At 42.2% G+C, this 12,115-nt stretch carries 15 protein-coding genes; all 15 read left to right on the top strand.

Annotated elements, in window-relative coordinates:
* Positions 1 to 38: 38 nt before the first annotated feature.
* Entirely contained in the window at positions 39 to 305 is a 267-nt protein-coding gene (locus B0187_RS00785) for a hypothetical protein (protein WP_078235832.1), read from the top strand.
* Between the two features lie 9 nt (positions 306 to 314).
* Complete coding sequence (locus B0187_RS00790; RefSeq protein ID WP_078235834.1) at positions 315 to 677, top strand: hypothetical protein; 363 nt, start codon at positions 315 to 317, stop codon at positions 675 to 677.
* 131 nt (positions 678 to 808) lie between these two features.
* Positions 809 to 1,078, top strand: a complete 270-nt coding sequence (locus B0187_RS00795; protein WP_078235836.1) for a hypothetical protein — start codon at positions 809 to 811, stop codon at positions 1,076 to 1,078.
* 107 nt (positions 1,079 to 1,185) lie between these two features.
* The gene (pilL2, locus tag B0187_RS00800; RefSeq protein WP_078235838.1) at positions 1,186 to 1,863 is read left to right on the top strand and encodes a PFGI-1 class ICE element type IV pilus protein PilL2; all 678 of its coding nucleotides are present in this window, start codon (positions 1,186 to 1,188) and stop codon (positions 1,861 to 1,863) included.
* Positions 1,864 to 1,969: 106 nt separating this feature from the next.
* A complete protein-coding gene (locus B0187_RS00805; RefSeq protein ID WP_158078210.1) occupies positions 1,970 to 5,554 on the top strand; it encodes an ESPR-type extended signal peptide-containing protein in 3,585 nt (1,194 codons plus the stop codon).
* Positions 5,488 to 5,652, top strand: coding sequence for a YadA C-terminal domain-containing protein (locus tag B0187_RS10460; RefSeq protein ID WP_158078211.1), 165 nt, complete (start codon positions 5,488 to 5,490; stop codon positions 5,650 to 5,652). The genes B0187_RS00805 and B0187_RS10460 overlap by 67 nt, the downstream gene beginning before the upstream one ends.
* A gap of 214 nt (positions 5,653 to 5,866) precedes the next feature.
* The gene (locus B0187_RS00815) at positions 5,867 to 6,649 is read left to right on the top strand and encodes a TIGR03759 family integrating conjugative element protein (RefSeq protein ID WP_078235844.1); all 783 of its coding nucleotides are present in this window, start codon (positions 5,867 to 5,869) and stop codon (positions 6,647 to 6,649) included.
* Positions 6,628 to 7,374, top strand: coding sequence for a transglycosylase SLT domain-containing protein (locus B0187_RS00820; RefSeq protein ID WP_078235846.1), 747 nt, complete (start codon positions 6,628 to 6,630; stop codon positions 7,372 to 7,374). The genes B0187_RS00815 and B0187_RS00820 overlap by 22 nt, the downstream gene beginning before the upstream one ends.
* 23 nt (positions 7,375 to 7,397) lie before the next feature.
* On the top strand, positions 7,398 to 7,706 hold the full coding sequence (locus tag B0187_RS00825; RefSeq protein ID WP_078235848.1) for a hypothetical protein: 309 nt from the start codon (positions 7,398 to 7,400) through the stop codon (positions 7,704 to 7,706).
* Positions 7,703 to 8,212: an integrating conjugative element protein gene (locus tag B0187_RS00830; protein ID WP_078235850.1), complete on the top strand. Its 510-nt coding sequence runs from the start codon at positions 7,703 to 7,705 to the stop codon at positions 8,210 to 8,212. Before B0187_RS00825 ends, B0187_RS00830 begins: the two co-directional genes overlap by 4 nt.
* Positions 8,209 to 10,383 (top strand): type IV conjugative transfer system coupling protein TraD, encoded by a 2,175-nt coding sequence (traD, locus tag B0187_RS00835; RefSeq protein ID WP_078235852.1) that lies wholly within the window; start codon positions 8,209 to 8,211, stop codon positions 10,381 to 10,383. Before B0187_RS00830 ends, traD begins: the two co-directional genes overlap by 4 nt.
* Positions 10,349 to 10,702, top strand: coding sequence for a hypothetical protein (locus B0187_RS00840; protein ID WP_078235854.1), 354 nt, complete (start codon positions 10,349 to 10,351; stop codon positions 10,700 to 10,702). The genes traD and B0187_RS00840 overlap by 35 nt, the downstream gene beginning before the upstream one ends.
* A gap of 1 nt (position 10,703) precedes the next feature.
* Positions 10,704 to 11,393, top strand: coding sequence for a TIGR03747 family integrating conjugative element membrane protein (locus B0187_RS00845; RefSeq protein WP_078235855.1), 690 nt, complete (start codon positions 10,704 to 10,706; stop codon positions 11,391 to 11,393).
* Between the two features lie 150 nt (positions 11,394 to 11,543).
* Positions 11,544 to 11,873, top strand: coding sequence for an integrative conjugative element protein, RAQPRD family (locus B0187_RS00850; RefSeq protein WP_078235857.1), 330 nt, complete (start codon positions 11,544 to 11,546; stop codon positions 11,871 to 11,873).
* Positions 11,870 to 12,106 carry a DUF3262 family protein gene (locus B0187_RS00855; protein WP_078235859.1) on the top strand — a complete coding sequence of 79 codons (237 nt, stop codon included), beginning with the start codon at positions 11,870 to 11,872 and terminating at the stop codon, positions 12,104 to 12,106. Before B0187_RS00850 ends, B0187_RS00855 begins: the two co-directional genes overlap by 4 nt.
* The last annotated feature ends 9 nt before the right edge of the window (positions 12,107 to 12,115 follow it).

Genomic DNA, 12,115 nt, shown 5'->3' on the forward strand with positions numbered 1-12,115 from the left:
GGCGTTTCCCCATCTATTTTTATTTTTGGAGAAACGTTATGTTGAAATCCTTTACCTTAGGCAAACTTGTGGCAACAAGTGCTGTCGCCGATATTTTTGCACCGCAAGTGCTATTCGCTTTAATTGCTCGTTACCGCTCAGGTGATTGGGGCAATTTATGTGAAGAAGATAAACAAGCTAATGAGTTCGCCATTCAACACGGCGGACGCATCGTAGCAAGTTATCTTGTGGATGACGAAAAACTGTATGTGATCACCGAAGCTGATCGCAGCGTAACGACCATTTTATTTGCTTACGAATACTAGGAGGATAAGATGAGTTTACACGGATTTGCATACAGTTTGCCTCGCAAAGTAGATTTTGAAATCAATTTCACCCAACGCCGTCAGGAACCACGCAAGTGCTTTTTTGAATGGCATAACAACCACGATATACACCGTTGGATGGCTGGTTGTTATGATGAAAAAGGGGGATTGTGTGAGGCGTTTCTTGGCTATACCCTCGTGCTGACCGAAGCTGATTTGGATGCTCTGGAATTTGCTATTCAAAGTGATTTTGAATATGCCACAGAGTATGCCCACGATGTTGAGCTAGAACGGGAACGAGACTTAAATTTTATCAAATTTGCCCGAGCAGAGATTGCAGCAGGCAATACCGTTTACTATGACTCTTGGTAGTTATATGAAGCACATTTACTACGGTGAGTGTGCTTTTTATTTTGACTATGAATATTATTTTTTCTTCCTCTCTTCGGCTCTTTTATTCATTATAACTAATAAATATCATTGATAGCATTTGGATAGGCAAAATGAAAAGAGTCGCTTGCATAGTGATAAAAATCATCGTTATTATTTCCATTATACCTATATTAAGCATCCTTTTATTCCAAGCCCACTCTATTTTTTGGGATATTGCTTTTAATCCTGATTTACAAGGAGTCCAAAAAATAGCCTATTTATTTAGCATACTCGTTATGCTGATTTTGCTGATTGTAACAGTCAGATTTTTCAGTGTTAGTACAATGCTGATTTTTTTGGCGACAAAATATCTCAAAGAGATAAAAAATCAAAAATCCTAAATTATTTCTCTTTAATTATCTAAATTGATTATCCGATTTTTGATTAAAAGCGAGGGGATTTTTTTGCATAGTATTGCCATTTTATCTTCAAGCCTTAGGATGCAATAATGAAAAAAACAAAATTATGCGGTTCAATCATTCTGACCGCACTCATTACCGCTTGTGCCCAAAGTAATTCTGTAAATACAGAAACCTCAAATCCACCCGTCAGCGGCACTGAAATTTCCCCTGGTATTCCGTTGCCTGATGATGGCTTAGTGCCAGAATCTAAACCGTTGGATGGCGAGCAAGCGGTATTATCTTCACAAAATCCACCAGTCAAATTAAGGGTCGTCAGTGAAGACATTTACACCACCGTTCCTGCCTCAAATCCTGAGGTTATTCGCTATGACAGATACACCCTTGTTGGTAGCTCACCTGTCGGCGGACAAAAATACCTGCTCGATCAACTTGTGTCCGTTAATATGGGTAAAAACTATGGCATTAGCGTTGAACAAGGTATTTGGAACACCTTACAAGATACAGGTTTTACGCTCTGTTCACCAACACAGTATGAGGTGCAAACGCTCTTTGGTTTGCAGTTGCCCAAAGTTCACCATAAATTTGGTCCAATGAAGTTGCGTGATGCCCTGCAAATGTTAGCGGGCGAAGCCTATCAATTGACATTGAACGATCCTCTTCGTCAGGTCTGTTTTGAACGCCGACAAGAGGTTGATATACCGAGCGGTACACCTAAAATTCGTGTAGAAACTGTTTCAGGTTATGATTGGCGAGAACGTGATTAATATTTTGACGGGAGAATTTCCCGTCTTTTCTTTTTTATAAATCTCCATTTTGCATTTTTAATTTCATATTTCTTCTTTTTTCTCATTCCTTTAATTTTTCATTTGGGTGATTAACCTGATTATTTTTTATTTCAAGGACATTCAAATGAATCACATTTTTAAAATTAAACGTAACCATTTAGGACAATCCGTTGTTACCTCAGAATTAGCTAAGGCTCGTGGAAAAATGACTGCTATTGCCGTTGCAGTTTGTTCAGCATTATTGAGTTTATCGGTTTCGGCAACGCCTGTTACTGAACAAGGTACAGCCACTTCCGAAAATGCGATTGCAATCGGTTCATCTTCATTTGCGACCGCGATCAGTGGTATTGCCACGGGTTTCGGTTCAATCGCAACGGGGGATAATTTTTCTCGTGAAGATTTTTTGTTGAAGAAGCAGGAAAATGATGCGTTGATTGATGCAGCCAACCAAGCTCAATCGGATGTCAATAATACCAATAATAACATTGCGGCGATGGATGATGCCATTACCTCTTTGGGTGAGCAAATTACCCATTTAACAAATCAACAAGCCAATATTACGCAAAAAATTGCGGAAAAAGACCGCTTGGATGCCCAATCAGGGCGTTTAACTGACACGCTAAACGATCAAAAACTGGCATTAAGCGATGCCAAAAGTGCTCTCGACCAAATTCTCTCAAATGGTAAAAACCTTTATCTCAATTTTACCGATGAACTCAATTCCCTTAACTGGTCAGCATTAAATGGTACAGATGCGGGTCGCAATACCATTGCCAATGAGCTTAAATCGCGTATCGAGCAGAAATTTCCTGAAATTGCGACAAAATACGATGATGCCAAATATCGTGCCATTATTGATGGCTATATTAACCGTCAAGCTCAATATCAAGGTTCTTACGAAAGTTTAGCCACAGAAACCTATACAGGTAAAAATAATGATTATGGACGTACAGGTGGGTATCAAGACAGATTTAAAACAAACAAAAATGTTTTATTAAATCAATGGTATTTCTCATCATCTCTTGATAAAAAAGATTATGATATTGATAAAACCAAATCGAAATATACGATTGCACTTGAAAGCATATCTGGAGGCGTAAGTTCAGGAGGTGCAAGTGGTACTAATTTTGGCAACAGAATAAGAATAGACAATCAAATTGAGAATTATAACCGAAAAGCATATAGTTCTTTAAACTTTAATTTATCTAAAAATAATGAATCTGGTTTAAATGCCGCTCTTTTAACTGTTTTGTCCAAACAAAAAGCCGATTTAAATAATGAGTTTACCGCAATAAACTCATTTTCAACGGGGTTTGAGCAATTATTATCGACCAATCTGATGTTTGGAAACGATAACTTTGAAACCGCCTACAACAGCTGGTCAGAAAATGTTTATGCATCCAATGTGATCCAATTTAATGTAAAAACCACACATTCAACGACCAGTAAACAATCACCTTACTTTTATGATGAAAACATTGGCGTTTTAACAAAAATCAAAGATATGACGGTAAATAACCAAAACCTCATATCTACGGATGATATTTCTCATTTCAAACGTTTCTATCAAAACATTCAAGATAAATATAATACCATTGATTGGAATTTCAATCGTTCAGCTTATGATTTAACTGCATATCGAGCCAGTTTTGATAAAGTATTAGCCTATAATGCCAAAATAAACTCACTACTTGATATTTATCAAAGCATTATTAATGAGCGAAAAAAAGATAATGCCAATCAAGCTCAGATCGAAACTTGGACACAAGAATTGATGAATCTAAAACAACAAATTTTAGATGGCACACAAGACAAAACCAATTTTGGTATGGGGATGGAATTAGTATTAAACCAGACAAATGCTGATTATTATCTTAATTACGCCAATGATGAAGCCCAACGTACCATTGCTCGTATCAATAGCGAATTGAAACTTTATGATGACAAAGACCAATTAGTGGTTGATGTTACCTCAAAGGCGAAAGAATTACAGAAAGCCTATGACGATGCGAAACGTGCAGCAGACAACACCCAAGCTGAACTCGATGCGGTCAATAAGCAAATCAGCAACCTTGCCTTGACCGAAGAAGAACGTAAAGTTGATGACCTCAAAGATGCCAAAGAAAAAGAGTTGGAAGTGGCTAAACGCAAAAAGGAAGAGCTGGAAGATCAACTTGAAAAGCAGAAAAATGCCTTAGAAACCGCTCAAAATAACCTTAAAAATTCTGGGTTAAAAGACTTAGGGTTACGCTCTCAGGCGTATGGCGACAATGCGTTCGCCTCTGGGGATGATTCGATTGCCTTAGGCACAAATGCGACAGCCATTGCCGATCACAGTATTGCTATCGGATTAAATAGCTCGGTAACAGGCACGTCAAGTCTCGCCGTAGGAACAAATTCTGTGGTAAGTGGTGATAATGCATTGGCATTAGGTACTAATAACGTGGTTTCTGGCAATCGTGTTTCGGTCATCGGGCAAAATAATACCGTTGAGTCAAATGATGTGATGGTCTTAGGCAATAACATTACCATCAGCCGTGGTTTTGATGGTGCTGTGGTCCTCGGTAACGGATCAACCGTTGAGAAAGCGAACCCAACGGAAAGCATTGTGCTAAACAATGTCACTTACACCTTTGCAGGTACGACACCTACGGCAACCGTTAGCGTTGGTGCAGAGGGTGAAGAACGTCAGGTGGTGAATGTTGCCGCAGGTCGTATCACCTCAACCTCGACCGATGCCATTAATGGTTCGCAGCTCTATGCCGTAACCGAAGCTGTCAATGGTACGGCGGACGTAGTGCGTGGCATTGCCGATGAAATTTTAGGTAAAGGCAATTTGAGCTTTACCGACAATGCGGGCAATACCGCAACCGTGAAACTTGGCAATGCGTTAAATGTGGCAGGCGATCAGAACATTAAAACCGTGATCGATCCAACCACGAATACGTTGTCCGTTACACTTGCTAATAATGTGACAGCAGACCGCTTTACGGCGGGAAATGTCTCATTAAGTGTTGATGGCATCAATGCAGGCAACAAGAAAGTGAGTAATGTTGCCGCAGGCGATATTAGCCCTGATTCAACAGAGGCGGTCAATGGTTCGCAACTTTATGCGGTGGCAGGTAATGTGATCACCAATGCCCAAAATTTAGCAAACCTGAATGACAAAGTCTCGAAAGGTTGGAATATTGCGACTAACGAGGGCGAACAATCAGCCAATGTGCAAATGGGTGATACTGTTACCTTAAATCAAGGAAATAACATTGTGATCACCCAATCAGGTCAAACAATTACGGTTGCGACAAGCTCTACGCCAACCTTTGATAAGGTCAATGTGGGCAATGTGTCGATTGATGGCGAACGTATTCGTGGGATTGCCAACGGTGTAGAGGATTCGGATGCGGTGAATATGTCTCAATTAAATGCGACAAATAACAGTGTCATCCAAAATACCTTGAACATTTTCAAAAATGCTGCGGCTCTTGCCAAAGGGTTAAATACGGCGACCGATGATGGGGTCATGTGGATAAACGAGCCAAACGCGGCACAGCCATTGCAGGAGCGATGGGGATGTTGCCACAACCGCACCTGTCAGGTAAGTCAATGGTATCTGCGGCAACCACCAACTATCGTGGTCAACAAGCCATTGCCGTGGGTTACTCTCGTTTAGCTGACAATGGTAAACATATCATCAAGCTCAGCGGTGCATCGAATACTTCTGGTAAAAAAGATGTGATGATCGGTGCCGCTTACGGTTACAGCTGGTAACCCCCTTTCAAGGAAAGGATAATTTTTATCCTTTCCTTTTATTTTTCCTACCTACTTTCCCACCTCTGATCATTGCCTTATTGAGCAATCCCTTCCCCTAGCAGGTCAATCGCCTGCTGTCCTCTAAAAATCCTCATAAAATCAATAACACTTTATTCTTACGGTCAATTTCGCTTTTTGGCATATTCAGCACCTACTTTATCTAGGAGCTATTATGTCATTTCGTTATGCCTTTTTACCTGCATTATTTGCCTTACCCTCTTTGGCGTGGGCAAATACTGCATCAACTGCCGCACAAAATACCCTTTATTCCGCTCAACAGATGCAAAAAACCGTTGAAACAGCCTCAGGGGTAAATCCGATTCAAACCAATCAAACCCAAACCGTGGATAAGTGGACAGAATGGGGGCTGACACGGGAAGATTGGACTCGATATGAAGAGTTGATGAAAGGCACTCGCGGTATCTGGACACCTAATTTAGATCCATTGACGACCTTAGGCGTTGAAGCTCGCAATGAAGCAGAACGTGAACGTTATGCCACCTTATTGGCGAAAAAAGAGTTCCAACGGACAGAAAATGAACTCAAATTTCAACGTACCTACAACCGTGTCTTTGAACGGCTTTATCCTAATCTCTTACCTTTTTCAATGAATGGAGCAGAAAAAAATCTGTCCTCTTCTGTCGGTTCAGAGATGAACCGTGTCATCTATTTTACTCGCACCGATTGCGGTAAAAAATGTGCGGACGATCTTGTTCGTTTATTCCGTTTTGCCAACAATACGCCTATTGATATTTATGTGGTCGATTCCGAGAAAAAAGACGACAAAATTCGAGCGTGGGCAATTGAAAATGGAATCGACCCAAATAAAGTCAAAACAGGGCAAATCACCCTCAACCACGACAATAATGGCTATTGGTTCAAATACGCCAAAAGCCAAGCCCCTGCGGCGTTCTACATTAAAGGAGATGGCGTGTGGCAATCTCTCGCCTATTGATCACTCTCGGTTCACTGAGTATTTTCTTCTCATCCACCGCACTTTCAGCGAAACCGTTCTACGGCTTTGGGCGAGAGGTGGATAGTTACATTCGTGAAGCGGCTCAACGCTACCAAGTCAGCGAAGCGATGTTACGCGGCTTAGTGAAAATGGAAGATGGCTGGTATGGCAAAATTTCGCCTACGGGTGCGGTTGGGGTGGGGCAATTTACCTTCAAAACTTGGAATGAACTTGCTCAACTACCCGAGGGGTACCGCATCGGTATGCGACCGATTACCGCTCGAACCAAAGGCACCTCTGCCGATCCTCGCCATCATCGTTATATCAATACCTTGGCGATGGGATTATACGTCCGTTGGATTATCAATCAATTTGCCGAACGTGGCTTGAAAGCTACCGATGAAAATGTGTACCTCGCCTACAACATTGGTTTAGACGGCTTTCATCGAGCGGTTTCTGGACGTACTACTTGGAACGATCTCAAAAATATGCGGCGAAACGGTATGACCCGCTCAATGCGAGTCAGTGATTTTCTCGCCTACCAAAAAGGTCGCTATTTAGAAAATAAACGTATTGCGAATTTTCAACGTGCCGTACCGAGTCAATCTTTTGCATCTGCATCACCTAAACGTAATATGGCGACATTACAACCGAATATCCCGTCTCCGCAAGTGATGCGGTGGGTAGAGCCTGCCGAGAAATTGCGTTGGATCAACCCGCTTTAATCGCTTTTCAATGAGGAATGAAAATGAATACGCCCTTTTCTGCTTACTTGAATATTGCTCGACATCTTGTGCGATTTATCTTGTCATTTTTCACCATTTTTTTAATGGTAATTGGCTTTCTTTTTGTATTGATTCCCCTTTTGTCGGGCGGAAGTTATCAAGTGCTTCAATCGCTTAGCCAACTGTCAGAAGCTGAGTTCGCTAAATTTTTAGACACGAGCCTACAACAGGTCTTCTTGCTCACACTGATGCTCCTTTTTATTCAAAAAGGGATGTCTTTTTTGGTCAGTTTCAAAGCTAAATTGAACAGTATTGAGGTGCAGTCAAAATGAACAAAACTTATTTCTATGGGCTGTTCGCCTTTTTCTGTCTGCAACCACAAATCAACGCCAAACTTTCGGTACTTGCCGATCTTGGTGGTGAAAGTGCCGTGCGATTTTATGAACCGATTCAACCCGTATCAAGCCCTGATGCCCCTCAAAATCCTAATGCTGTACCAAGTGTTGTGAGTGAAGCAGATATGCTCCCCGTGGTTTCGCATAAATGGTCGGTCGGTTCTGTGCAGCCGCAAGCGGTGAGTTTAACTGGGGCAATGCCCATTTTTTTGCTTGGTGTAGATGAACGATCCCGTCAATGGCTTGCAGACAATCAGCAAAAATTACAGTCGCTTGGAGCTACGGGGTTAGTCATCAACGTACAAACTGTGGACGAGTTAAACCAGTTGCGTGCCATTGCTCCTTCTTTGACTTTGCTTCCATCCCCCGCCGATGCCTTGGCAGATCGTCTTGGGTTAAATCGTTATCCGCTGCTAATTACCGCTGAGGGAATCTCACAATGAGCAATAAGTACCTTGTTGAGGCATTATTACGCCCACCTGTTGAGTATTACACGGCAACCGCCTGTGCTTTTGCTGCCTTTTTATGTGCCTATGCTCCTTGGGCGGTAGCTCTCACCCCAAGTGTTGGCTGGGGGATGGCAACGGGATTTGCGGTGCTTGGCGTAATTCGGTATCGCCAAGGGTGGCGAATTGTCAAATACCAGAAAAATTTGAAACGTTTACCACGTTATGCAATGTCAAGTAAGCAAATTCCCGTAATGAAAAAACATCTGTTTATTGGGCTGGGCTTCCGTTGGACACAAAAGCATACGCAACGTTTGCACGACTGTTTTTTATCGGGCAACAGCAAATATATTTCGCCCTCAAAATGTTATACCTGGGTCAAAGAATTTGAGAAGAAGCACGAGGACAGCTTTATTGCCAAAATGACCTCAAAAGATACCGCTTGGAACCCGTTTCGTCCATTGCCTCCCGTAGAGGGTATTCCTGCCATTCACGGTATTGAACTGGATGAGGTTAATGTGACCATTCCAACCAGTAGCCGTGTCGGGCATACGCTCGTTCTCGGCACGACTCGTGTCGGCAAAACACGATTGGCTGAACTTTGGATCACCCAAGACATTCATCGAGGAAGTCGCTTTGAAGAACGTGAAGTGGTCATCTTTTTCGATCCGAAAGGCGATGCCGACATTCTCAAACGGATGTATGCGGAAGCCAAACGAGCAGGACGAGAAAATGAATTTTACTGTTTTCATTTAGGCTGGCCCGATATTTCCGCTCGCTACAATGCGGTCGGTCGATTTAACAAAATCACCGAAGTCGCTTCCCGTATTTCAGGGCAATTAAGCGGTGCAGGCAACTCCGCCGCATTCAAAGAGTTTGCGTGGCGATTTGTCAATATTATCGCTCGTGCGTTGGTTGAATTAGGTCGCCGTCCAGACTATGAGCAAATTGCCCGTTATGTACGAAGCATTGATAATCTTTTCTTAGATTACGCTAAATTCTATCTTGACCGACAAAATCCTGCTATTTGGGGGGCGATTGCCGTTGCCGCAGCCAATATTGACCAGAAAGATCTCAGTTTTGCAATGAAAGGTCGCAATAATATGGTCGTGGCTGTCGATCAATATATTCGAGATGAGAAAATTTTCGATCCTGTCCTAGATGGTTTATGCAGTGCGGTGCGTTACGATAAAACCTACTTCGATAAAATTGTCGCTTCATTATTACCGCTCTTGGAGAAACTAACCTCAGGTAAAGTGGCTGAATTATTATCGCCGAATTATGCCGACATTAATGATACGCGTCCTATTTTCGACTGGGAAGAAATTATCCGTAAGCGAGGCATTGTCTATATTGGCTTGGATGCCCTGTCGGATTTGACGGTGGCATCTGCGGTCGGAAACTCGATGTTCGCCGATTTAGTCTCAATGGCTGGTCATATTTACAAATTCGGGATCAACGAGGGGCTACCTGATGCGTTGGGCGGTAAAAACAGCAAAATTTCGATTAACGTGCATTGCGATGAATTCAATGAGTTGATCGGCGATGAGTTTATTCCGCTTATCAACAAAGGCGGTGGTGCAGGTGTGCAAGTCACTGCTTATACACAGACTATTTCCGATATTAAGGCTCGTATCGGTGATGCAGCCAAGGCGGGGCAGATTGTCGGTAACTTTAACTCACTCGTAATGTTACGCGTGAAAGAAGAAGCGACCGCTGAAATTCTCACGAAAAGTATGCACAAAGTAACAGTCAGTGAGGTAATGGCAATATCCAGTACCACCGATAGTTCCGATCCGACTTCAAATAAAGACTTTGGATCAAACACAGGCGACCGTGTTACCCAGAAAGAACGTCCAATGATCACCTCTGCCGATGTGATGAATTTGCCGAAAGGACAGGCTTTTGCCTTGATTGAGGGAAGTCAATTATGGAAAATTCGGATGCCGCTACCGATTGAAGATAAAGACGACTGTATGCCAAAAGATTTGCAACAACTGGCTCAATATATGTCAAAAAATTACCGCACAACGGACAACTGGTGGGCTGGCGTACATAGCTATCAACCAAACCAAGAAGCGGTTGAGGCTTTTGAACATTTACAACGTAACTTTTTCCCAGAGGATATAAACGATGACAACCAATCCACCGAACAAACCTACCACTGAAACCTTGATCGTCAATTTACCTGATGCCCACGTTGATTTAGGTCCAATGCTCACCATCAGCAATGCGGGGGCGTATGAGCAAGCGACACTGGATTTTTTTGCAGAAACCTTAATGCCGATGTGGTTTGAGAAACAATTTAGCCTACATCAATTGGCTGAATATTTATCAGGTAAAGCCGAATTATGGACAGCTCCCACCGTAGAATTGGTCAGTCGTGGACACCAAGAACCCTTTGCGTTTTGGATCAAATTCTTGGATACCGCTCAAACCACTTTTTTGGTGCAATGCGAATTAACCTCACGAGATAAGGTGCATTAAGATGTCAGACTCCGCACAAAACGTGCCACCGCAGGCACCGCAAAAATCCTCTTTCATCGGCAAAATCTTTGGCACCGTGATCGCGTCATTGGTGCTGAGTATTGTCATTGAATGGGTAGGAATGGCGTTTATTTGGCAAGATCAGGGGATAAATCATAGCAAACAAATGATGGCACAAGAATTTGCGTGGTTTTCTAGTGAATTTCAGCAAAGCCTCATATATAGCAAGCCTGTGGCTTTTGCTCAGACCTCGATTAACTTCCTGCACGAATGGCTATTTGTAAAAACAGGGATCCAGCATTGGCTCAATTCGCCTAAAAATAATGCAATGGAAAGTTGGGTGATTTATTATGTCGGCGATTACATTCAAGCGACTTTTTATGTGATGATCGTGTTCGTGATCCGCTTATTTATTATTGTCCTCACCAGTCCGCTTTTTATTTTAGCTGCCTTAGTGGGGCTGATTGATGGACTGGTACAACGTGATCTTCGCCGTTTTGGGGTCGGTCGAGAGTCCGCCTACGTTTATCATCACGCCAAGCGGTTAGTTGCCCCTGTGATGTTTGTGGCGTGGGTTATCTACCTTTCGATTCCGATGTCGATTCATCCTAACTTTATTTTAATTCCCTCGGCGGTACTCTTCGGGATGATGATTGCCTTAACTTCATCCAGCTTTAAAAAATACCTCTAATTTTGCTCCTATACACAATGTGTGTCTTTTGGGCTGTATTAACAGCCCTTTTTTCTGAAAAGTCTTAAATTTCAAAAAATAGTTCTTCGTTAATTTTTCAAGCCCATTTTTGCATTATTTCCACCGCAGTAAAACTTAGTTGGAGGAAAAATGCGTCATTTATTTACTCTCTTATTGATTGCAAGCTCAGCATTTTATTCACCGCTCTCATCAGCAAGTGAACAGTCAGAATTAGATCAAGCGAAACGGCAACTGGAAGCGGCTCGCCAAGCTCTTTTTAGAGCCAAGGCAGAAGCGGAAAGAAACCGTTCTCGTGTCTATTTTGATTATGCCAGTGCAAATCAAGATATTACCTTGATTCAACAAGGTATTGATCGCTACATCAATAGCAATCGAGCTCAACCCCGTGATCCTCGTCAAATCCGCACCTTGTCGGGTGATTACGATAAGGTGCGTAACATTGTAGTGGGTAAACAATGAGTAGTGCAGTATCCCAAGCTTTTAATATCGGTGCCAATAGCACTGCGAGTGAATCGTCCATACTGATTTTAAGTTTCACTTTTGCTTCTTTATTGATGGTCATCGCATATATTGCTTTGCACTTATTTAAGGAATTAAAAGATGGAAAATTAAAAGTTGGGAAGTTTTTAGCAATACTATTAAAGATGAGTTTTCTCTTTGCCATATTAAGTTATTTTTTGCTGCGTAGGTAAATTACTTTT

Source organism: Haemophilus paracuniculus (assembly GCF_002015115.1).
In the GTDB taxonomy this organism is placed as follows: domain Bacteria; phylum Pseudomonadota; class Gammaproteobacteria; order Enterobacterales; family Pasteurellaceae; genus Haemophilus_E; species Haemophilus_E paracuniculus.